The organism is Aliidongia sp. (assembly GCF_035943795.1).
Lineage (GTDB): Bacteria > Pseudomonadota > Alphaproteobacteria > ATCC43930 > CGMCC-115725 > Aliidongia.
This window is the reverse complement of sequence record NZ_DASZBY010000117.1, coordinates 1-21,302: the sequence shown is the minus strand read 5'-3', so window position 1 is coordinate 21,302 and position 21,302 is coordinate 1. Positions and strand designations below refer to the sequence as shown.

Genomic DNA, 21,302 nt, shown 5'->3' with positions numbered 1-21,302 from the left:
TGGCCAATGGGTGAATTTTTCCAGGACCTTATCCTGATACATCGTCAGCTCCCGAGGAGGCGTCCCGTGACCCGCCTGGCCGTGCTTCTTTGCCTTGCTGCGACGATCGCGCCGGCCGGCCTCGCCCGGGCCGAGCCGCCGACCCCGCTCGCGGTCTTCGACATCGAGCTGATCAATACCTCGTTGGCGCCCTCGACGCCGGAGGAGCTGGAGCGGATCCGCGCGCTGGGCCGGCAATTGCGCGACGCCCTGGCGCAGTCCGGACGCTATCGGATCGTCGATCTGGCGCCGGTGCAGGCGGCACTCGACAAGGCACCGGAACTGCGCAATTGCAACGGGTGCGAGCTGCCGCTGGCCCGGCAGGTCGGCGCGCACCAGGCGGCGGTCGCCTGGGTCCAGAAGGTCAGCAACCTGATCCTGAACATCAACCTGAAGATCGAGGATGCGACGACCGGCGCCCGCGTCAGGGCGGGCAGCGTCGACATCCGCGGCAACACCGACGAATCCTGGACGCGCGGCCTGCGCTTTCTGCTGGAAGACCAGATCCTGGCCGACAAGGCCGATTGACTTCGGCGCGCCCGGCCGTCGCAATCGTCGGAACGGCGCAAATGATCAAGGGGAACCATCCGTCATGAGGCCCGACCGTCGCGCGCTGCTGCTGGCACTGGCTTCGGCACCCCTGGCGTTCCGCGTCGCCCAGGCGGCGGGCGCACCGGTCCGGATCGGCGTGTTGCGCTTCGGTACCGTCTCCTGGGAATTGGAGGTGATCCGCCGGCACGGGCTCGACCGGGCCCAGGGCGTCGCCCTGCAGCCTGTCGAGTTCGCCGCGGCCCAGGCGACCCAGGTCGCGCTGCAGGCCGGCGCGGTCGACATGGTGGCGCTCGACTGGCTATGGGTCAGCCGCCAGCGCAGCGACGGTGCCGACTGGACCTTCGTGCCCTTCTCCAACGCCGTCGGTGGGCTGGTCGCGCCGGCGGCGTCGCCGATCCGGAGCGTCGCCGATCTGCCCGGGCGCAAACTGGGCATCGCCGGCAGCCCGCTCGACAAGAGCTGGCTCATCCTGCGCGCCTATGCCCAACGGCGACACGGGATCGACCTCGATATGGCCGTCGAGAAGACCTTCGGCGCCCCGCCGCTGCTGGCGGAGCAGCTGAAGGCCGGGCGCCTCGATGCGATGTTGACCTTCTGGCCGTTCGCGGCCAAGGCCGAAGCCGCCGGCATGCGCTCGGTCCTGGCCATCGACGCGGCGGTCGACGCGCTGGGCATCGCAAATCCGGTCCCGGTCGTCGGCTATGTCTTCTCCGACAGATGGGCCGAACTGAACCGGGCGGCCCTCGGGGGATTTCTGGCAGCCCTCGCCAGGGCGCGTGCCATCCTGGCGACGGACGATGCGGAATGGCAGACGCTGGCTCCGCTGACCGGCGCCGCGGACGATGCGGAACTGCAGCGACTGAAGGCGTGGTATCGCCGCGGCATTCCCGTGCATTGGGGATCAGCGGAGCAGGGTGCCGCGGCGCAGCTGTTCCAAGTCCTGGCCGACATCGGCGGACCGGCCCTGGTCGGATCGGCCAAATCCATCGCACCCGGCACCTTCTGGCCAGGCACGGCGTTCTGAGCGTGCCGGCGATCGACCGCCCGAGATCGATCGGCTGGCTGCGCGCGCTGTCGCCGCTGCTGCTGCTGGTCCTGTGGGAAGGGACGGCGCGGCTGCTCCACAGCCGGATGCTGCCGCCGGCCAGCGCCGTGTTCCGGGCGTTGGGACAGGAGATCGTGGCCGGCACCCTGCCGCTCGATCTCGCGATCACCTTGGGCCGGGTCGCTGCCGCCTTCGTGCTGTCGATGGTGCTGGGCAGCGCGCTCGGCCTCGCCATGGGACGATGGCGCCGGGTCGATCAATTCTTCGAAAGCTGGCTGACCATCCTGCTCAACGTTCCGGCCGTCGTCCTGATCGTGCTGCTGTACATCTGGTTCGGGCTGAACGAGGTCGCGGCCATCGCGGCGGTCGCGCTCAACAAGCTGCCGGCGACGGCGGTCACGATCCGGGAGGGCCGGCGCGCGGTCGACCGGGAGCTGCTGGAAATGGCCGAGAGTTTCCGGGTGCCGCGCGGACGCGGGCTGCGGCATGTCGTGCTGCCCCAACTGACGCCCTATCTCTTTTCGGCCGCGCGCAACGGGCTTTCGCTGATCTGGAAGATCGTGCTGGTGGTCGAGCTGCTCGGCCGCAGCAATGGCGTCGGCTTTCGCATCCAGGTCTATTTCCAGCTGTTCGACGTGACCCGGCTGCTGGCCTATACGCTCGCCTTCATCCTGGTCATGCAGGGCTTCGAATGGAGCGTCATGCAGCCGCTCGAGCGCCGTGCCAACCGGTGGCGCCGATGATCCTGTCGCTCGAGGTTCGCCGCAAGCGCTTCGCCGGCCGCGACGTGCTGGGTCCGCTCGCCTTCACGCTCGACGACCGCGAGATCCTGGCGATCGTCGGCCCGTCCGGATGCGGCAAGAGCACGCTCCTGCGCATCGTCGGCGGCCTCGATCCCGACTACGAGGGCAGCCTGTCCTGGGGTGCGGCCGGCCGGCAGCACCTCGGCACGGTGTTCCAGGCGCCCCGGCTGTTGCCCTGGCGGACGGTGCGGCAGAACCTCGACCTGGTGCTGCCTGCCGGCAGCGAGCCCGCGGCCGGCGACACCCTGCTGCGGGCGCTCGACCTCTGGCCCGCGCGGGATGCCTTCGCCTCGACCCTGTCGGTCGGAATGGCCCGCCGGCTGGCAATCGCTCGGGCCTTCATTGTCGAGCCGGAATTGGTTCTGCTCGACGAACCTTTCGTCTCGCTGGACGAAGCGATGGCGGGCGAGGCACGTCAGCTCTTGCTGGACGCCTGGCAACGAAGGCCGATGGCGGCATTGCTCGTGACCCACGACCTGGTCGAGGCGGCCTCGCTCGCCGACCGTATCCTGCTGCTGTCCGCCAGCCCCGCCCGGATCATCCAGACGATAGCCGTGCCAGCGGCGCTGCGACGCAGGGGCGGCGATGCCGCGGTCGAACTCGCCCATTCGCTCCGGGGTGCCCTGGCGGATCACTTTTTGGGCGGCGGCTGACGGCGACAGATCGTCCGCACGTAGGCCGAGGTACCGACCTCCTTGCCGAGCGGCGAGCGGGCGATGACGTCCTGCCAGCCGATGGCGCAGCCGAGTTCGTTGTCGACCACGGTAGACATCATGTCGGCGGCGGTCTGCTCGTCGCAATCGTCGGCGGCCACCGCGTTCATGCAGATCAGGATGATCGCGACGAACTCGTTCATCGGCACCTCGTCGGGCAAGCAGTCACAGTGGTGCCCCGTCCGGCGCGCCGTCAAACCCTACCAAAGTCGCAAGCCGCGCGTGCTTTCGCCGCTGGACGGCGACGCCTAAGATCGCGGTAGCATCCCCTCACCGCCAAGGATCCGCGCCATGACCCTCACGACCCGCAGCGAACAGCGTTGCTTCGGCGGTCGCATGGGCTTCCATACCCATCGCTCGGCGATGACCGGCACCGACATGGCTTTCGCGGTCTATCTGCCGCCCCAGGCGGCGGACGCGCCGGTGCCGGCACTCTATTACCTGGCCGGGCTCACCTGCACCGAGGAGACTTTCGCGATCAAAGCCGGTGCCCAGCGCCTGGCGGCGGAGCATGGGCTAGCATTGGTCGCCTGCGATACCAGTCCGCGCGGCGCCAACCTGCCCGGTGAGGACGACGGGTGGGATTTCGGCACCGGCGCCGGCTTCTATCTCGATGCGACGGCGGAGCCCTGGGCCCGGCACTACCGGATGGGCAGCTACGTGAACCAGGAACTGCCGGCGCTGGTCGAGGCGAACTTTCCGATCCGGGCCGATCGCAAAGGCATCTTCGGCCATTCCATGGGCGGCCATGGTGCGCTGGTCTCGGCCTTGCGACGGCCCGACCTTTGGCAATCGGTCTCTGCCTTCGCACCGATCGCCAACCCGGTCGACGCGCCCTGGGGCGTGAAGGCGTTCTCGTCCTATCTGGGGCCGGATCGCCAGGCCTGGGCGGCCTGGGACGCAAGCCTGCTGATGGCCGCGAGCCCCTATCCCGGCCCGATCCTGGTCGATCAGGGTTTGGCCGACCAGTTTCTCGACGACCAGCTGCGGCCGGAGCGCCTGGAGCAGGCGGCGGCCAAATCGGGACAGGATCTCATCCTGCGCCGGCAGGAGGGCTACGATCACAGCTACTGGTTCATCCAGAGCTTCATGGCCGACCATATCGCCCATCATGCCCGCCAGCTGCTCTGAAAAAGACGCCGTTCGGCCCGGTCATTCCAGCACCATCGGCGATTGTGTTTCACTTGCTGGAATTTTGCTGGCATGCAAACGAATTCTGCTTTGTCCACGCGCCCGGCTTGAGGTAGCGTTAGCTGATTTGTCAGGGTCTTACGGCCGGATTCCGGCCGCGGCGGCGGCACTGGATCGTCGATCTGGACCATCAATCGGATACGCATCCTAGGATCGAAACGGATCCTTAATATTCGAAGGGTTCTTTGTGGCGGTATCGGCAAATTTCCATGCGCCATAGCCTCCGCCTCCGGAGTTTTCCATGAAAAATCTCGGCATCTTCCAGCGACTCATCCTCATCCTCATCACGCTGTCGGTCGCGTTCGGCGCGATTTCGGTCGGGCAGATCTGGTCGATCCGCGCGACCATCGTGCGGGAGCGCGAAGACAAGTTGCGCGACATGGTCACGAGCGTCATCCGAATGGTGAAGAGCTATGACGACGAGGTGAAGGCGGGCCATATGACTCTCGATGCCGCACAGGACGCCGCCAAGAAGGCGATCCGGGGCATGCGCTGGGGCGACGGCGACTATTATGGCGTCTATCGCTTCGACGGTGTGACGCTGGTCCATGCCAACCCCAAGAACGAAGGCGTCAACCGGATGAACGTGACGGATTCGCACGGCCGCCGGACCGTCGAGGATCTGATCAATTCCGCCAAGAAGGGCGGCGGCTTCCTCGAATTCATGATCCCGCGCGCCGCCGGCAGCACGGAAGCACCGAAGGACGAGTTCTCGGCCCCCTACGAACCCTGGCAATGGGCCATCCAGGCCGGCGTCTATACCGACGACATCGACGCCGTCATGTATCGTCAGGCCGCCTGGACCGGCGGCATCGCCGCCATCGTCCTGCTGGTCGCGGTCGGCATCGCAATATTGCTGGGCCGGGGCATCACCGGCCCGCTCGCCCGCCTGTGCAATGCCATGGACCGGCTGGCCGCCGGCGACGCGCAGGTCGTGGTACCCCACGCCGACCTGACCAACGAAACCGGCCGCATCGCCCGGGCGCTCGAGGTTTTCCGGGCCAGCATGATCGAGGGCAACCAGCTTCGCGTGGCCCAGGACGAAACGCGGCGCGAGGCGCAGGAGACCAGTCGGCGGGTCGTCCATGCGCTGGCCGACGAGTTGGAAGCCAACGTCGGCAGGGTGGTGGGCACGGTGACCGATGCAGCGGTCGCGATGCGCTCGTCTGCGGAGGAGATGTCAACCAATGCCGCCCGGACCAGCCGGCGCTCGACCGGCGTGGCGGCTGCGGCGAACCAGGCCTCGGCCAACGTCCAGACGGTCGCCGCCGCAACCGAGGAACTCGCGACCTCGGTCGTGGAGATCAGCCGGCAGATGACCCGCTCGCTGACGATCGCCGAAAAGGCGAACGAGGATACGCGACGGACCAACGAGACCATGGAGCGGCTGTCCGGTGCGGCGCTGAAGATCGGCGAGGTCGTGTCGCTGATCGACAATATCGCGAGCCAGACCAACCTGCTGGCGCTCAACGCGACGATCGAGGCGGCACGCGCCGGCGAGGCGGGCAAGGGCTTCGCGGTCGTCGCGAGCGAAGTGAAGGCGCTGGCCACGCAGACCGGCCGGGCGACGGGCGAGATCTCGGACCAGATCACCGAGATCCAGATGGTCACCCAGACCGCGGTCGACGCGATCAAACAGATCGGCAGCACCATCGCCGAGATGAACCAGATCGGCTCGTCCATTGCCGCCGCCATCGAGCAGCAGGGTGCCGCCACCCAGGAAATCACTCGGAACATCCAGGAGACGGCCAGGGGAACTGCCGAAGTGACGTCGTTCGTCGCCGACATCTCCGAGGAGATCGGCGCCAACGGTGCCCGGGCGTCGCAGGTTTCCACGGCGGCCGACGGCGTGGAGCGCAGCGCCGCGGACCTGGGAATGGAAGTCGAAAAGATCCTGCTGAACCTGCGCTCGGCCTGATCGCGCCTAGAACGTCGCCCGGAGCCCGGCGAAGAAAGCGCGCGGGGCGGCCGGATTGAAGGTCCGGGTGTCGCTCAGCTGAAAGCTGGGCGGCAGCCCGTCCAGCTGAGTGAAGCCACCGAAGCTGTAATATTTCTCGCCGAACAGATTGTCGATCTCGCCGAACAGCGTGACATTCTCGGTGATCGCCCAGGAGGAATGCAGGTTCACGACATGGGAGCCGTCGATCCGGGGCCCCTGGTTGCTGTCGTCGCCCTGCAGATACTCGCTGCTCTGGACCTTGAGATCGGCGCCGACCTGCCAGTTCGAGGTCGCCTGATATTCGGCGCTCAGGCTCAGGCGATGGCGCGGAATGAGCGGCAGACGATTGCCGGGCAGAACCGTGATGTCGCCGGTATCCGGATCGGCGAACGGGCTGTTGGACGGCAGCGAGATCCGGGTGCGGAAGGTCGCATCGATCAGGCTGTAGTCGGCATCGAAGCTCCAATCCGCCGATTTGAAGCCGAACCCGGCCTCGATGCCCTGGCGGCGCGTGCTGCCGGCGTTGGTGAAATAGCCCTGGCCCGTGCTGAACGACGCGGTCGCGACGTCGAGGATGTCGTTCTCGCTGCTGGTCCTGAACAATCCGAGATTCCAGGTGACGCGGCCGTCGAGCGCCGGCAGCCCGAACTTGCCGCGCACGCCGGCCTCGTAGGTCCGGGCGACGACCTGCTTCAGGTCCGGGTCTGCCACCAGGAACCCGTCGAGGATGCACGGCCGGGTCGGGTCGGCGCAGGCGAGCTCGCCCGGCGTCGGCACCCGGTTCGCCTCGGAATAGCTGGCGTAGACCGTCATCCAGGACGCGACCTTGTAGGTGATGCCGCCGCCCGGGTTGAACCGGTCGTAGCGGTGATGGCCGTTGAGGCCGGTGCCGAGCCGGTCGGACAGGTCGATCCGGGCCAGATTGTACCGGCCATTGACGGTGATCGACAGCGTGTCCGTGACGTCGAACGTGTCGGTCAGATACAGGCCGTAATAATCGTTGGTCGCCTGGAGCGAGGTCGGGCCGATCAGCAGCCCGGCATCGAGCGCCTGGGCCGCCGATTCCGGATTCGCCAGCTGGTCGATGATGAAGCCGCTGCCATTGACCAGCAGGTTGGCGCCGAGCGAGCCCAGTTCGCTGGTCGCCCGGTAGCTGGTGTCGCCGTGATCGAGCGAGCCGCCGATCGCCAGGTGATTGCCATGGCCAAGGAACGGCCGGGTCAGGGTCGCCTGCAAGGTCCCGCCCAGCCCGTCCGTATCGGTTTCGGTCCGGTCGATCTCGCCATAGGTGACATTGCCGCCGGACGCGATCGCGGCGGCGAGGAAATCCGGCACAGGATGGCCGGTGCGGTCGTAGAGCGTGTTGCCGGCGGTGCCGAGGCATAGGAATGCGCCGTCCGGATTGTCGGTGGGATTGGCACAGCCGTCGTCGCTGGCATCGGTCGTGTTGCCATCGACCAGGCGTTGGCTGAAGCGGCGATAATAGAGCGTGCCGTTGAGCGTCAGCTGGTCGAGCGGTTTGTAGGAACCGCTCAGGGTCAGCAGGCTCGCGTCGTTGCGAATCGACTGGGGATAGGTGAAGACGGCGCTGCGGTCCTGGTCCAGCAGCTCGACCGGCGTCGGCCCGACCCCCTGGAGATTGTTGGAGGAACCGGCGTAGGACAGGTGCAAGGTGCCCTGCCCGGTCTCCGCGCCGACGTCGGCATAGACCTGATTGATCGCCGACAGGGAATGGTCGCGGAACCCATTGTCGGCATAGCCGCGCACGCCGACATAGCTGGCGAAATCGCCGGACTGAATGCCCCATTGGGCCGTGCCGACGATGCGGCCGAACGAGCCGCCGGACAGTTCCAGCGAGCCGCCCGGCGCGTTGAAGCCGTTCTTCATCTCCAGCACCAGCGCGCCGCCGATCGCGTTCAGGCCGAAGACCGGGTCGGCGCTGAACAGCGTCGTGCGGTTGACCGCGAATTGCGGCACCAGGTCCCAGTTCATCAGGTCGCCGAACGCCTCGTTGATGCGCACGCCGTTCTGATAGACCGCCAGCCCCTGGCCGTCCTCGGCGCCCAGGATCGGCGACGCGTCGAAGCCGCGATATTGGAAGTCCGGCTGAAGCGGATTGCCCTGCTCCGGCGTCAGGTTGACGCTGGAGAGCCTATTGCCGAGCGTCCCGGCCAGATCGATCGTTCCGTCGCGGTGCAGATCCTGGTCCGACAGGACCTGCACGTTGCTCGGCACCTTGTCGCGATCGATGCCGGCGCCGGGCAGCGGCGTCGTGCCGACGACCGTGATGGTTTCGACCGGGGGCGGCGTCGGCGCGACCTGGGCGGAAGCGATGGCGGAAGCGGTGGTCGACGCCAGGACGGCCGCCGCAAGAATCCCCGATCGCCGCATGCCGCGCCCTCCCCTGGCGGACGGATTCGCCCACCCGACACGGCTCCCATTACGGGTGAAAGCGCCCATCCCCGCGATAGGCGGTTTTCCCGATCTCGCCAGGAAAAATTCCCGATCTTGCGGAAGAGCCGATCGGCGGCGCTAGGATGATGCGGGAGGCGCGGCACCGATGGGGCTCAACCGCATGTCACTACAGCTTCGCCTGGTCGTCTCGATCATGCTCGTGTTGCTCGTCAGCCTGATTCTGGGCGGCGCTCTCGTCTGCTGGCATGCCGCCCGCTCGGTCGACGACGAGATGACCGCGGCCGTCGAAGTCGGCGCGCACAGCATCGAGAACGCCCTGGCCCAGCTGCCGCGGGCGCAGAATCCGGGCCAGGAGCTGAGCCGGCTGATCGGCACCTTCGATGGCGACCGCCATGTGCTGGCGGTGCTGCTGAACGGTCAGGACGAGCCGGCGCTGGTCTCGCAGCTCGCCACCCCGCAGCGTGCCGTGCCGGACTGGTTCGTCCAGCTGCTGGGCGTGACGCCGAAGGTCCTGCGCTTTCCGCTGCCGGCGGCCGTCGGCGGGCGCGGGGCGATCATGCTGCAGGCCGACCTGCGCAACGAGGTCGGCGAAGTCTGGGGCCAGTTGGGCGACAGCCTGGTCGTGCTTGGGTTGTTCAGCCTGCTCGTGCTGCTGCTGGTCTCCTGGACGGTCCGGCGCGGCCTGATGCCGCTGGAAACCGCGATCGGATCGTTCCGCCGCATCGGCGCCGGCGATTATGGCGCGCGCCTTGCCCCGCGGGGCGCGCCGGAACTGGTCCGGCTAGCCGAGGGATTCAACCAGATGGCCGAGCGCCTGGCGGGGCTCGAAGCCAACAACCGTCGCCTGCACGAACGGTTGCGCACCCTGCAGGACGAGGAACGGGCGGATCTGGCGCGCGACCTTCACGATGAAATCGGTCCGTTCCTGTTCGCGGTCAGCGTCGATGCCGCCGCCATTCCGCAACTGGCGACGACCGGCAGCCGGATCGAACTGGCCCAGCGGGTGGCGACGATCCGCGAGGCGGTCGCCCACATGCAGCGCCAGGTCAAGGCGATCCTGGGTCGGCTGCGGCCGGCCGGCCCCCTCGGACTGGGGCTGGCGGACGCGGTCGAGACGCTCGCCCAGTTCTGGCGCCGACGCTACCCGGAGGTCGAAATCCGCATCGACCTGGCGATGGGCGAGGTGAGCCGGGACGATCGGATCGACGGGACGATCTATCGCGTCGTGCAGGAGGGCTTGAGCAACGCCGTCCGCCACGGCCACCCGACCCGCATCCTGGTCACGATCGCGGTCGGCGACGACGATGGCGTCCGCATGTCCATCGTCGACGACGGCGACGGCCTGGCCGATGCCGCCGAGGGAACCGGCTTCGGCCTGATCGGCATGGCCGAACGGCTGGCGGCGCTCGGCGGATCTCTGGAGGTTGCCAACCGGCGCGACGGGCGAGGCGTGACCCTGACGGCCGTGCTGCCCTGCTGCACGCCCGTGCCGTCGGCCATCGCGTCATGAAGATCCTGATCGTCGACGACCATGCGATCGTACGCGGCGGGTTGCGGCGGCTGCTCGCGACCCTGCCGGATGCGACGGTGCTCGAGGCGGCGTCCGGCCGCGACGCGCTGCTGCGCTACCGCGAGGAGCGACCCGACCTGACGCTGCTCGATCTCAATCTGCCCGGGCTGGGCGGCCTCGAACTGGTCAAGCGGCTGCTGCTCGCGGACGAGCGGGCGCGCATCCTGGTGTTCAGCATGCACGCCGAACCGCTCTATGCCGCCCGCGCCCTGCAGGCCGGCGCGCTCGGCTATGTCAGCAAGGGTGCCTCGCCCGACGAGCTGCTGGTCGCAGTCCGGCGGGTGCTCGACGGCGCACGCTACGTCGAGAATGAAATCGCCCAGGAACTCGCCCTGCAATCATCCCCGGGCCGATCCGCACTGGGCGACCTGAGCGAGCGGGAACTGGAGATCCTGCGGTTGCTGGGCGAGGGCCATAGCCTGGCCGACATCGCCGACACCCTGGGCGTCGCTTACAAGACCGTCGCCAACACCTGCGGCCACATCAAGTCCAAGCTGGGCGTCGCCCGGACCGCCGATCTGATCCGCCTGTCGATCGAGACCGGCATTTCCTAGACGGCCTCTTCATCCAGCGGATTGCGCGCCGTGGCGGTCCTCGCGCGGCGACCGGGCGAAGCGCCGGCGATAGGCCCGGGAGAAATGGCTGGTCGAGACGAAGCCGCAGGCGACGGCGATTTCAGCCACGGCCATCGGGGTCTGGCGCAGCAGGCTCTGCGCACGATCCAGCCGGATGGCGAGGTAGTGCGCCTGGGGCGTGGTGTGGAGATGGTCCGCGAACAGCCGCTCCAACTGACGGGGCGATACGCCCGCGTCGGTGGCGATCGCAGCGCAGGGCATCGGCTCTTCCAGCCGCCGCTCCATCAGCGCCAACGCCTTCAAGAGCTTCCCGTTGCTGACGCCGTGGCGCTCGCGCAAGGTCATGCGCTGCGAGCCGCTGCCCAGGCGCGGCTGGGTGCGCAGGAACCATTCGCTGATTTCGGCCGCCAAGTCTGGACCGTGGTCGCGCTCGATCAGCGCCAGCATCATGTCGAGCGAGGCGATGCCGCCGGCACAGGTCACCCGACCGCGATCGATCTCGAACAAGGTGCGGCGGATTTCGAGGCGCGGGAACTCCTCCTCCAGCGCCGGGATATGTTCCCAATGGATGGTGCAGCGATGGCCATCGAGCAGGCCGGCCCGCGCCAGGATGTAGCTGCCGCCCGACATGCCGGCGACCATGACGCCGTCGCGGGCGAGCGAGCGCAGCCAGGCGAGCGTCGGCGGCTCGCGGAACAGGGCGGGATTGCCACCGGCGCAGACGAACAGCGCATCCAGCTCGATCGCATCGCCGATCCGACTGTCCGCGACGATATCGACGCCGTTCGACGCCCGGATCGTCCGGCCGGTCGCGGCAACGTGCCGCCACGTGTAGAGGGTCCGGCCCGTGAGCAGGTTCGCGGCGCGCAGCGGCTCGACGGCGGATGCGTAGGACATCAGCGGAAAATTCGGCGTCAGCAGGAACCCGTAGTGCCGGGGCTGCTGCTCGATCGGATTCGCCATCGGCCCTGCTCCAAGGATCGGAAGGGGCAGAAACGATGGAATGTCGCCTCAAGTCAATCTTTCGTCGCCTTCAGGCAAGATAGTCGCCCCGAACCGATCGATCATGGCGCCAGCGAAGAACTTCTCCCGCAAGGATCGCTGCCGCGCCATGGGCTATTCCGTCTTCTCGATCCTCGCCGACGCCTGCCGCCGGCACAGCGTCTGGACGCCGGCCTGGCGGGATGCCGCACCCAAGCCGGCCTACGACGTCATCGTGGTCGGCGGCGGCGGCCATGGCCTGGCCACGGCCTATTACCTCGCCAAGGAACATGGCATCCGCAACGTGGCCGTCCTGGAAAAAGGCTGGATCGGCTCCGGCAACGCCGGGCGCAACACCACGATCATCCGGTCCAACTACCTGCTGCCCGGCAACGAGCCGTTCTACGAATGGTCGATGAAGCTGTGGGAAGGGCTGGAGCAGGACCTGAACTACAACGCCATGGTCAGCCAGCGTGGCGTGCTCAACCTGTTCCATTCCGATGCGCAGCGCGACGCCTATGCCCGGCGCGGCAATGCGATGATCCTGAGCGGTGCCGACGCCGAACTGCTCGATGTCGGGCAGGTCCGCGCGCTCTACCCCTTCCTCGATTTCGACAATGGCCGCTTCCCGATCCAGGGCGGCCTGCTGCAGCGGCGCGGCGGCACCGCGCGCCATGACGCCGTCGTCTGGGGCTATGCCCGCGCTGCCGACCGGCTGGGCGTCGACATCGTGCAGAATTGCGAGGTCATCGGCTTCCTGCGCGAGAACGGCGCCGTCGTCGGCGTCGAGACCAGCCGCGGGCCGATCCGCGCCGGCAAAGTCGGCCTCGCCGTCGCCGGCAGCAGTTCGCGGGTGGCAGGCCTCGCCGGGCTGCGCCTGCCGATCGAGAGCCACGTGCTGCAGGCCTTCGTATCCGAAGGGCTGAAGCCGCTCATTCCCGGCGTCATCACCTTCGGCGCCGGCCATTTCTACATCAGCCAGTCCGACAAGGGCGGGCTGGTGTTCGGCGGCGATATCGACGGCTACAATTCCTACGCCCAGCGCGGCAACCTGCCGACCATCGAGGATGTCTGCGAGGGCGGCATGGCGCTGATGCCGGCGATCGGCCGCCTGCGGCTGCTGCGCCATTGGGGCGGCCTCGTCGACATGTCGATGGATGGCTCGCCGATCATCGACCGGACGCCGCTCGACGGCCTCTACCTCAATGCCGGCTGGTGCTATGGCGGCTTCAAGGCGACACCAGCCTCCGGCTGGTGCTTCGCCTGGACCCTGGCCAAGGACGAACCGCACCGGCTCAACGCCGCCTATCGCCTCGACCGGTTCGCGACTGGCGCCCTCATCGACGAGAAGGGGGTCGGCGCCCAGCCGAACCTGCACTGAACCATGCGCATTCCCTGTCCCTTCTGCGGTCCGCGTGACGCCCATGAATTCGCCTATCTGGGCGATGCGTCGCTCGCGCGCCCCGATCCGGCGGCGCCCGATGCGGACGCGCTGTTCCACGACTACGTCTATCTGCGCGACAATCCGGCCGGCAGCCTGCGCGAGCTGTGGTACCACGCCGCCGGCTGCCGCCAATGGCTGGCGGTGACGCGCGACACGCGGACCCACCAGATCGCCGAGGCCACCCTGGTCCGTAAGAGCGAGGCGGCCCGATGAGCCGGCTCGACCAGGGCGGCCTGATCGACCGCAGCCGGCCGCTCGCTTTTTCCTTCGATGGCCGGGCGCTGAGCGGCTTCGCCGGCGATACGCTCGCGTCGGCGCTGCTCGCCCAGGGCGAGACGCTGGTCGGGCGCTCGTTCAAATATCATCGCCCTCGCGGCATCTTCGCCGCCGGCTCGGACGAACCCAACGCGCTGGTCGAACTGCGGACCGGCGCCCGGCGCGAACCCAATACCCGAGCGACCGTCACCGAGCTCTATGACGGATTGGTCGCGCACAGCCAGAACCGCTGGCCGTCGCTGGGTTTCGACCTGCTCGCGGTCAATGGCCTGCTGGCGCCGATCCTGGGCGCCGGCTTCTATTACAAGACCTTCATGTGGCCGGCGGCGGCGTGGGAAAAGCTGTACGAGCCGATCATCCGTCGCGCGGCCGGCCTGGGCACGGCTGCAGCGCTGCCCGATCCCGACCACTACGAAAAGGCGCATGGCTTCTGCGACGTGCTGGTCGTCGGCGCCGGCCCCGCCGGGCTGATGGCGGCGCTGACCGCGGCCCGGGCCGGCGCGCGGGTGATCGTGGCGGACGAGGATTTCCGGCCGGGCGGCCGGCTCAACGCCGAACGGTCCGAGATCGACGGCGCGCCTGCGCGGATGTTCGTCGATGCCACCATGGCGGAACTGTCGAGCCTGTCCAACGTCCGGATCCTGCTGCGGACGACGGTGTTCGGCGTCTACGACACCGGCACCTACGGCCTCATCGAGCGTGTCGGCGACCATCTGGCCGAGCCGGCCCCCCATCGCCCGCGCCAGCGAATGTGGAAGATCGTCGCCCGGCGCGCGATCCTGGCGGCGGGCGCCGCGGAACGGCCGATCGTGTTCGGCGGCAACGACCGGCCGGGGGTCATGCTGGCCCAGGCATTCCGCACCTACGTCAACCGCTATGCCGCCGTGCCGGCCGACCGGACCGCCTTCTTCGCCAACAACGACGCGTCCTGGCGCGCGGCGTTCGACGCGGCGGCGGCGGGTGCCCAGGTCCAGGCGATCGTCGACGTTCGATCGGCAGTGGCATCCGCGCTCGCCGACGAGGCCCGGCGCTGGGGCATTCGCATCATCCTGGGCGGACAGGTCGTCGCCACCGAGGGCAAGCGGCTCAGCGGGATCGAGGTGGCGACCGCGACCGGCATCGAAACCCTGGCGGTCGACGGGCTCGCGATCTCCGGTGGCTTCTCGCCCAACGTCCACCTGACCTGCCACCATGGCGGCCGCCCGGTCTGGGACGAGGCGATCGCGGCTTTCGTGCCGGGTGCGGTACCGCCCGGGCTGACCGTGGCCGGTGCCGCCGCCGGCCGCTACGGCCTGGCCGCCTGCCTCGCCGACGGCATGGCAAAAGGCACTGAAGCGGCGCGGGATCTCGGTTTCGAGGGCTCTGCCGGTGCCGCCCCGCGCGCGGACGACGGCGACACCGCCGTCGAGCCGTTCTGGTATGTCGCCGCCTCGCGCGGCCCGGCCTTCGTCGATCAGCAGAACGACGTCACAGCCAAGGACGTCAAGATCGCCCATGGCGAGGGTTTCCGCTCGGTCGAGCATCTGAAGCGCTACACCACGCTCGGCATGGCGACCGACCAGGGCAAGACCTCCAACGTCACCGGCATGGCGATCATGGCGTCGCTGACCGGCCGGAGCATCGCCCAGACCGGCACGACGATCTTTCGCCCACCCTACACGCCGGTCGCGATCGGCGCGCTGGCCGGTCATCACCGGGGCAAGGACTTCCGCCCGACCCGGCCGACGCCGACCCATGCCTGGGCCGAGGCGGCCGGCGCCGTCTTCATCGAGACCGGCCCCTGGCTGCGTGCGCAATATTTCCCGCGGCCGGGCGAACGCGACTGGCTGGAAACGGTGACGCGCGAAGTGACGGCGGTGCGATCGGGTGTCGGCATGATCGACGTGTCGACCTTCGGCAAGATCGACCTGCAGGGTCCGGACGTCGGAGCCCTGCTCGACCGCGTCTACATCAACAATTTCTCGAGCCTCGCCGTCGGCAAGGTGCGCTATGGCGCCATGCTGCGCGAGGACGGCATCGTCATGGACGACGGCACGACCGCGCGCCTCGGCGAGCGCCGCTATCTCATGACCACCACGACGGCCAATGCCGCGAAGGTCTATCAGCACCTGGAATTCTGCCTGCAGGTGCTGTGGCCCGACCTCGACGTCCAGCTTGCCTCGGTCAGCGAGCAATGGGCGCAGATCGCGATCGCCGGGCCGCGCGCCCGCGAGGTGTTGAGGAAGGTGGTCGACGCGGGCGTGGACGTCGAAAACGCGACGCTGCCGTACATGGGCGTGATCGAGGCCACAGTGATGGGCGGCGTCAGGGCGCGCATCTTCCGTGTCTCGTTCTCCGGCGAGCTGGGCTACGAAGTCGCCGTGCCGGCCCGCCAGGGCGAGGCGCTGGCGCGGGCCGTGATGGCGGCCGGCCAGGATTTCGCCATCACCCCCTACGGCATCGAGGCGCTGGGCGTCATGCGGATCGAAAAGGGCCATGTCTCCGGCGCCGAGCTGAACGGCCAGACCGCGGCGGCCGACCTGGGTCTGGGCCGCATGGCGTCGACCAAGAAGGATTATGTCGGCCGCACCATGGCCGGCCGGCCGGCCTTCCGCGATCCCGACCGGCCGACCCTGGTCGGGTTCAAGCCGGTCGATGGCACGGCGCGCCTGCGGGCCGGCGCGCATTTCCTCGGCATCGGGCAACCGGCCGACCTGGCCCATGACGAGGGCTACATGACGTCGGTCGCCTTCTCGCCCGCGCTCGGCCATTGGATCGGGCTCGGGCTGCTGGCGCGGGGACCGGCCCGGATCGGCGAACGGGTCCGCGTCTACGACCCGATCCGCGGCGGCGATATCGAGGTCGAGATCTGTGCCCCCGCCTTCGTCGATCCGGAAGGAGTGCGCCTTCGTGCCTGACTTGCTCGGCCACATCGCCCAGACCCGGATCGTACCGGCCGGCCGTTACGGCGCCAACGACCAGGGCGTGACCGTTACGCTGGTCGAAGGCGTATGTTTCGCCTCGATCGCGACCGCCTGGAATCGAACGGAAGGCCTGAACGCCCGCTGCGCGGCGGCATTCGGCACCGCCCTGCCGACCGGCCCCAAACGGGTCGCTGCCTCGGGCCTGGCGTTCATCGGCATGGGCCCCGGCCGCTGGCTCGCGGCGGGCTTCACGATCGGCGACCTGGAAGGCCGGCTGCGCGATGCGTTCCAGGTCGATGCCGCCGTCTGCGACCAGAGCGACGCCTATGTGCTGTTCGCCGTATCCGGCGAAAACGCGCGCGCCGCGCTGGCAAAGCTCATCCCGATCGATCTGGATCCGAGCGCTTTCCGGCCCGATGATGCGGCGACGACCTCGGCCGCGACGATCGGCGTCACTCTCTGGCAGGAAAGCCCTGCGCCGGTCTTCCATCTGGCGGTCGGACGCAGCTTCGCACCCAGCTTTTCGCGCGCGCTGGTCATGAGCGCCGCCGAATTCGGCTGCGCGATCGTCGGCTGACCGATCGAAAGGCCGCGCCGCCCCTGGCGCCGCGGGATGGTCGCCGCCATATCACCAGCAGTCGACCCCCGCGCCGGAGATCCATCATGCCAAAGCAACTTCACCTGGGCGCGTTCATGCGGCCGGTGGGCATCCATACCGCCTGGTGGCGCTATCCGGGCGCCTACCCGGACGCCAACTTCAACCTCCAGCACCTGGTCGGCTTCATCAAGAAGCTGGAAGCCGCGCGGTTCGATGCCTTCTTCATGGCGGACCACCTGGCGGTGCTGAACATGCCGGTCGAGGCCCTGCGGCGCAGCGCCACCGCGACCTCGTTCGAGCCGCTGACCCTGCTGTCGGCACTGGCCATGGTGACCGAGCGCATCGGCCTCGTCGCTACTGCCTCGACCACCTTCGACGAGCCCTATCACATCGCCCGCCGCTTCGCCTCGCTCGACCACATCAGCGGCGGCCGGGCGGGCTGGAACGTCGTCACCACCTCCAATCCCGACGCGGCGCTCAATTTCGGCCTCACCGACCATGTCGAGCATGATGAGCGCTATCGGCGCGCCCGCGAGTTTCACAGCGTCGTCACCGGCCTGTGGGACAGCTGGGCCGACGACGCGTGGCTGAAGGACCAGGCGAGCGGCATCTTCTTCGATCCGGCCCGCATGCATGTGCTCGACCACAAGGGCGAGCATCTGTCGGTGCGCGGCCCGCTCAATATCGCGCGGCCGATCCAGGGCTGGCCGGTCATCGTCCAGGCCGGCGCGTCCGACGCGGGACGGCAACTGGCCGCCGAGACCGCCGAGGTGGTGTTCGGCAGCAGCCGCACGATCGAGGATGGGCGCAGCTTCCACAAGGACGTGAAGGCGCGGATGGCGGCGCTCGGCCGCGCGCCGGGCCAACTGAAGATCCTGCCGGGCGCGCTGGTCATCGCCGGACGGACGACGAAGGAGGCACAGGAGAAAAAGGCGCTGCTCGACAGCCTGGTCCATGCCGAGAGCGGGATCCCCAACCTGTCGATCCGCCTCGGCGTCGATGCGTCCGGCTTCGAGCTGGACGCGCCCCTGCCGGACATTCCGGAGACCAACCAGAGCCAGAGCGGGCGCGCCACCCTCGTGGCGCTCGCCCGCCGGGACAATCTGACCGTCCGCCAGCTGGCGCAGCTGGTCGGCGGCTATGGCGGGCTGCAGATGGTCGGCACGCCGGGCGAAATCGCCGACACCATGCAGGAATGGCTGGAGAGCGAAGCGTCCGACGGCTTCAACATCATGTTCCCGACCGTGCCGGCCGGCCTCGACGATTTCGTCGAGCTGGTCGTGCCGGAGCTGCAGCGGCGCGGCCTCTATCGCCGGGAGTACGAGGGCACGACCCTGCGCGACCACCTGGGCCTTGAGCGGCCGGCGAACCAGTTCTTCCCCACCGGAGGCTGACCGCTACCGGCGTGCCGCCCAGGCCTCGCCGTGCTGCTCGGCCCGCATCTCGGTCTGCAGCTTCAGCAGATGGGCGATGACGTTCCGTTCCGCCGCCCGGCGCAGCCAGGGGTCCGTCTTCGAATAGAGCCGGTCCACCAGGTCCCAGGTGCCGAGCGGACCGGCATCGAGCGCGGCCAGGATGGCATGTTCGCGCTTCAGCCGGTGGTCGAGCAGCGCCTGGATATGCGCCCGCGGCTCCGGCAGTGGCGGGCCATGGCCCGGCAGCAGCAGCCTGTCGTCGCGCGCCAGCATGAGGTTCAGGCTGCTGAAATAGTCGATCATGTTGCCGCCCGGCGGCGACACGATGCTGCTGGACCAGGACATGACGTGGTCGGCGGTGAAGATGATGCCGTCCGAGGCCGCGAAGCACAGATGGTCGCTGGCATGACCCGGCGTGTGGATCGCGGTCATGCCGGCGACCGTATCGCCATCATCCACCAGCAGGTCGGCGCCGAATTCCGGATCGGCGCTCACGCGAAAGCCGTGGGTGGCAGCACCGGTCCGTTCCTTCAATGCGGCGGTGGCGCCCAGATGGTCGGCATGGGTATGGCTGAGCAGGATGGCGGACACGCGCCCGCCGGTCGCGCGCAGCACGTCGTCCAGATGTCCCTTGTCGTCGGGCCCCGGGTCGAGCACGACGAAACCATCTTCCGCCTCGATCAGGTAGGTATTGGTCCCGTGATAGGTCATGACGCTGGGATTGTTCGCGACGATCCGCGTGATGCCGGGCGCCACCGGCAACGGCACGCCGCGTTCGGGTACCGGTTCGGAGAGAAATGCCATATGCCCGCCACCTGTCTCGCTGTTCCAGAGGAGCGTCCCGCTGGAAAACCCTAACAGACCTGCAGCACCCCCACCCAAGCGTCCCGCCCATACCAGACCCAGGCCAAGATGACGGCCATCCTGGTTTTTCGGTTCTATCGATCCCCGGATCCGCCTATGGTCACGCCACCGTCGGCCCGGCACTCCCGGGGCCGAGGGGACTTCCATCTTTCCTGCGGTCATCGATGAGAATTCTGTTCACCTTCGAGAATCCTCTGCCGAGTACCGAGGCGGACGCCGAAGTCTTCGTGACGACCGCAAAACATCTGGCGCCACTGGCGACGCAGTCGTGGCTGCACGTGCCGCTGTCGGAGGATGCCGACCGCGCGGCGATCGCCCGGCTGGCCGGAATGCCCGTCGTGCCGGCCCGCGCGCCGCTGCAGCCGGCCGCGCTGCGGCATTTCCGCTGCGGGCTGTCCATGCTGTTCCAGCGCGAATTCCGCCAGGCCGACCTGGTCTATACGCGAAACCTGTGGGTCGCCTGGCTGGCGCTCATGTTCGGGCAACAGGTCGCGTTCGACCACTACCGTCCGTGGCCCGACCAGATTCCGCCGTTGCAGCGCTGGATCTACCGCCTGTTCTGTCACCGGCGCTTCCTGGTCAACATCTGCCATTCCGACTACACGCGGCAAAAGTACCTGGACCTGGGCATTCCGGCGGACAAGCTGCACTGCATCCGCAACGGCTTCGAGCCGGAGCGGCTGCAGACGCCGATGCCGATCGAGGTCGCCAAGGCGGCGATCGGCGTCGCCCCAGGTCGCAAGACCATCGTCTACACCGGGCGCGTCAATCACAAGAAGGGCCTGCATCTGGTGATCGAGGCGGCAAAGCAGCTGCCGGACCACCTGTTCATCCTGGTCGGGTCGTACGGCCAAGGCCCGATCGAGGCCCTGGCCCGGGACGTGCCGAACGTCCGGATCGTGCCGTTTCAGCCGCCAGAGACGCTCGGCCAATACGTCTTCGCTGCGGATGTGCTGCTGATCCCGCCATCCTGGCAGCCGCTGGCCGAGTTCGGTTCGACCGTACTGCCGCTGAAGCTGTTCTTCTACATGGCGTCTGGCCGCCCGATCCTGGCCGGCGACACGCCCGACGTGAAGGAAGTCCTGAACCACGGCGAAAACGCCTATCTTTGCCAGGCCGACAGTCTGGACGCGCTGGTCGCCGGCATCGGCCGGTTGACCAGCGACGCCGAACTCGCCGCCCGCCTCGCCGCGACCGCGCTGGCGGACAGCCGCGGCCTGACCTGGGAGGCCCGCGCCCGCAAGATCGCCACCGTCCTCGCCCACCGGCTGCACTCGGCGCCGGACGAGCGCGGCACCTGGAGCCGCCCGCAGTTCCGCGCCTGGATCGACCAGTCGCGACGCTGGCTGGTCCATCTGGCACGCAACCGGTCCTGGATCCTGCCGCCCGATATCGCCCTATCCACCATCCGCCTGCCGCCCGTGGAATGCGAATAGCGCGAGCCCGGCCGCGTGGATAGTCATCAGCGCCACCTGGGCCGCGGGTTCAACTGGCTGGGCGGTGCCACGATCATCGCCAAAATCATCGATTTCTCGACGATGCTGGCCGTCCTGCTGTATCTGACCAAACAGCAGGTCGGCATCGCCTCGCTCGTCGTCTCGATCGGCATGATCATCGAGGCGTTCGACGGCCTGGGTACCAGCGAGGCGCTGGTGCAGGCCAAGTCGGTGTCGCGGCTGCAGCTCGACACCCTGTTCTGGTTCGTGGTCGGCGCCGCGGCGCTGGTCGCGGCCCTGACCCTGCTGGCCGCCCCCTGGATCGAAGCAGTCTACGGCGTCGCCGGCATGTCGACCTATTTCATTGCAGCCGCGATCAAGCAGCCCCTGGTCGGCGCGGCGTTGATCCCGCTGGCGATCCTGAACCGCGATCTGCAGTACGAGCGCATCGCCATGGTCAACGTGTGCGCGACCTTCGCCGCCGCCGCGACGCGGCTGGGGCTCGCCGTGTCGGGGGCCGGCGCCTGGGCGCTCATCGCCGGC

19 protein-coding genes are annotated in these 21,302 nt (G+C 68.4%); 15 read left to right on the top strand and 4 right to left on the bottom strand.

What is annotated here, in order from left to right; genetic code table 11:
- Positions 1-66: 66 nt before the first annotated feature.
- The 4 genes from VGV37_RS23085 to VGV37_RS23070 all read left to right on the top strand — a co-directional run bounded on the left by VGV37_RS23085 (position 67) and on the right by VGV37_RS23070 (position 3,092).
- Entirely contained in the window at positions 67-567 is a 501-nt protein-coding gene (locus VGV37_RS23085; protein ID WP_326882128.1) for a DUF3280 domain-containing protein, read from the top strand.
- A 64-nt stretch (positions 568-631) separates the two neighbouring features.
- Positions 632-1,615, top strand: coding sequence for an ABC transporter substrate-binding protein (locus VGV37_RS23080; RefSeq protein ID WP_326882127.1), 984 nt, complete (start codon positions 632-634; stop codon positions 1,613-1,615).
- A 2-nt stretch (positions 1,616-1,617) separates the two neighbouring features.
- A complete protein-coding gene (locus VGV37_RS23075) occupies positions 1,618-2,379 on the top strand; it encodes an ABC transporter permease (RefSeq protein ID WP_326882126.1) in 762 nt (253 codons plus the stop codon).
- Positions 2,376-3,092 carry an ABC transporter ATP-binding protein gene (locus VGV37_RS23070; RefSeq protein WP_326882125.1) on the top strand — a complete coding sequence of 239 codons (717 nt, stop codon included), beginning with the start codon at positions 2,376-2,378 and terminating at the stop codon, positions 3,090-3,092. Before VGV37_RS23075 ends, VGV37_RS23070 begins: the two co-directional genes overlap by 4 nt.
- Here VGV37_RS23070 and VGV37_RS23065 read toward each other — a convergent pair.
- Positions 3,071-3,295, bottom strand: coding sequence for a hypothetical protein (locus VGV37_RS23065; RefSeq protein ID WP_326882124.1), 225 nt, complete (start codon positions 3,293-3,295; stop codon positions 3,071-3,073). The genes VGV37_RS23070 and VGV37_RS23065 overlap by 22 nt on opposite strands.
- Before the next feature lie 148 nt (positions 3,296-3,443).
- On the opposite strand from VGV37_RS23065, the gene fghA reads away from it, so the two are divergent.
- Positions 3,444-4,283, top strand: coding sequence for an S-formylglutathione hydrolase (gene fghA, locus VGV37_RS23060; protein ID WP_326882123.1), 840 nt, complete (start codon positions 3,444-3,446; stop codon positions 4,281-4,283).
- A gap of 301 nt (positions 4,284-4,584) precedes the next feature.
- Positions 4,585-6,261, top strand: a complete 1,677-nt coding sequence (locus VGV37_RS23055) for a methyl-accepting chemotaxis protein (RefSeq protein ID WP_326882122.1) — start codon at positions 4,585-4,587, stop codon at positions 6,259-6,261.
- 6 nt (positions 6,262-6,267) lie between these two features.
- On the opposite strand, the gene VGV37_RS23050 is transcribed toward VGV37_RS23055, so the two are convergent.
- Positions 6,268-8,673 (bottom strand): TonB-dependent receptor, encoded by a 2,406-nt coding sequence (locus tag VGV37_RS23050; RefSeq protein ID WP_326882121.1) that lies wholly within the window; start codon positions 8,671-8,673, stop codon positions 6,268-6,270.
- Positions 8,674-8,857: 184 nt separating this feature from the next.
- On the opposite strand from VGV37_RS23050, the gene VGV37_RS23045 reads away from it, so the two are divergent.
- Positions 8,858-10,207 (top strand): histidine kinase, encoded by a 1,350-nt coding sequence (locus VGV37_RS23045; RefSeq protein WP_326882120.1) that lies wholly within the window; start codon positions 8,858-8,860, stop codon positions 10,205-10,207.
- On the top strand, positions 10,204-10,821 hold the full coding sequence (locus tag VGV37_RS23040) for a response regulator transcription factor (protein ID WP_326882119.1): 618 nt from the start codon (positions 10,204-10,206) through the stop codon (positions 10,819-10,821). Before VGV37_RS23045 ends, VGV37_RS23040 begins: the two co-directional genes overlap by 4 nt.
- A 9-nt stretch (positions 10,822-10,830) precedes the next feature.
- On the opposite strand, the gene VGV37_RS23035 is transcribed toward VGV37_RS23040, so the two are convergent.
- Entirely contained in the window at positions 10,831-11,805 is a 975-nt protein-coding gene (locus VGV37_RS23035; protein ID WP_326882118.1) for a GlxA family transcriptional regulator, read from the bottom strand.
- 148 nt (positions 11,806-11,953) lie between these two features.
- Between VGV37_RS23035 and VGV37_RS23030 the strand changes: the two genes are divergently transcribed.
- The 5 genes from VGV37_RS23030 to VGV37_RS23010 all read left to right on the top strand — a co-directional run bounded on the left by VGV37_RS23030 (position 11,954) and on the right by VGV37_RS23010 (position 18,438).
- Positions 11,954-13,204 carry a sarcosine oxidase subunit beta family protein gene (locus VGV37_RS23030; protein WP_326882223.1) on the top strand — a complete coding sequence of 417 codons (1,251 nt, stop codon included), beginning with the start codon at positions 11,954-11,956 and terminating at the stop codon, positions 13,202-13,204.
- A gap of 3 nt (positions 13,205-13,207) precedes the next feature.
- On the top strand, positions 13,208-13,480 hold the full coding sequence (locus tag VGV37_RS23025; protein ID WP_326882117.1) for a sarcosine oxidase subunit delta: 273 nt from the start codon (positions 13,208-13,210) through the stop codon (positions 13,478-13,480).
- A complete protein-coding gene (locus tag VGV37_RS23020) occupies positions 13,477-16,440 on the top strand; it encodes a sarcosine oxidase subunit alpha family protein (protein WP_326882116.1) in 2,964 nt (987 codons plus the stop codon). The genes VGV37_RS23025 and VGV37_RS23020 overlap by 4 nt, the downstream gene beginning before the upstream one ends.
- A complete protein-coding gene (locus VGV37_RS23015; RefSeq protein WP_326882115.1) occupies positions 16,433-17,023 on the top strand; it encodes a sarcosine oxidase subunit gamma in 591 nt (196 codons plus the stop codon). Before VGV37_RS23020 ends, VGV37_RS23015 begins: the two co-directional genes overlap by 8 nt.
- 86 nt (positions 17,024-17,109) lie before the next feature.
- Positions 17,110-18,438, top strand: coding sequence for an LLM class flavin-dependent oxidoreductase (locus tag VGV37_RS23010; RefSeq protein WP_326882114.1), 1,329 nt, complete (start codon positions 17,110-17,112; stop codon positions 18,436-18,438).
- A 3-nt stretch (positions 18,439-18,441) separates the two neighbouring features.
- On the opposite strand, the gene VGV37_RS23005 is transcribed toward VGV37_RS23010, so the two are convergent.
- On the bottom strand, positions 18,442-19,263 hold the full coding sequence (locus VGV37_RS23005) for an MBL fold metallo-hydrolase (protein ID WP_326882113.1): 822 nt from the start codon (positions 19,261-19,263) through the stop codon (positions 18,442-18,444).
- Between the two features lie 224 nt (positions 19,264-19,487).
- On the opposite strand from VGV37_RS23005, the gene VGV37_RS23000 reads away from it, so the two are divergent.
- Both VGV37_RS23000 and VGV37_RS22995 read left to right on the top strand, forming a co-directional pair.
- Positions 19,488-20,759, top strand: coding sequence for a glycosyltransferase (locus VGV37_RS23000; protein WP_326882112.1), 1,272 nt, complete (start codon positions 19,488-19,490; stop codon positions 20,757-20,759).
- Between the two features lie 15 nt (positions 20,760-20,774).
- The coding region (locus VGV37_RS22995; RefSeq protein WP_326882111.1) for an oligosaccharide flippase family protein at positions 20,775-21,302 on the top strand (528 nt) is incomplete at its 3' end.

Coding starts and splice junctions, on each gene's coding strand:
- VGV37_RS23040 (WP_326882119.1), top strand. CDS start 10,204: ATGAAGATCCTGATCGTCGACGACCATGCGATCGTACGCGGCGGGTTG.
- VGV37_RS23010 (WP_326882114.1), top strand. CDS start 17,110: ATGCCAAAGCAACTTCACCTGGGCGCGTTCATGCGGCCGGTGGGCATC.
- VGV37_RS23000 (WP_326882112.1), top strand. CDS start 19,488: ATGAGAATTCTGTTCACCTTCGAGAATCCTCTGCCGAGTACCGAGGCG.
- VGV37_RS23055 (WP_326882122.1), top strand. CDS start 4,585: ATGAAAAATCTCGGCATCTTCCAGCGACTCATCCTCATCCTCATCACG.
- VGV37_RS23025 (WP_326882117.1), top strand. CDS start 13,208: ATGCGCATTCCCTGTCCCTTCTGCGGTCCGCGTGACGCCCATGAATTC.
- VGV37_RS23065 (WP_326882124.1), bottom strand. CDS start 3,295: ATGAACGAGTTCGTCGCGATCATCCTGATCTGCATGAACGCGGTGGCC.
- fghA (WP_326882123.1), top strand. CDS start 3,444: ATGACCCTCACGACCCGCAGCGAACAGCGTTGCTTCGGCGGTCGCATG.
- VGV37_RS23035 (WP_326882118.1), bottom strand. CDS start 11,805: ATGGCGAATCCGATCGAGCAGCAGCCCCGGCACTACGGGTTCCTGCTG.
- VGV37_RS23080 (WP_326882127.1), top strand. CDS start 632: ATGAGGCCCGACCGTCGCGCGCTGCTGCTGGCACTGGCTTCGGCACCC.
- VGV37_RS23030 (WP_326882223.1), top strand. CDS start 11,954: ATGGGCTATTCCGTCTTCTCGATCCTCGCCGACGCCTGCCGCCGGCAC.
- VGV37_RS23045 (WP_326882120.1), top strand. CDS start 8,858: ATGTCACTACAGCTTCGCCTGGTCGTCTCGATCATGCTCGTGTTGCTC.
- VGV37_RS23005 (WP_326882113.1), bottom strand. CDS start 19,263: ATGGCATTTCTCTCCGAACCGGTACCCGAACGCGGCGTGCCGTTGCCG.
- VGV37_RS23050 (WP_326882121.1), bottom strand. CDS start 8,673: ATGCGGCGATCGGGGATTCTTGCGGCGGCCGTCCTGGCGTCGACCACC.
- VGV37_RS23020 (WP_326882116.1), top strand. CDS start 13,477: ATGAGCCGGCTCGACCAGGGCGGCCTGATCGACCGCAGCCGGCCGCTC.
- VGV37_RS23070 (WP_326882125.1), top strand. CDS start 2,376: ATGATCCTGTCGCTCGAGGTTCGCCGCAAGCGCTTCGCCGGCCGCGAC.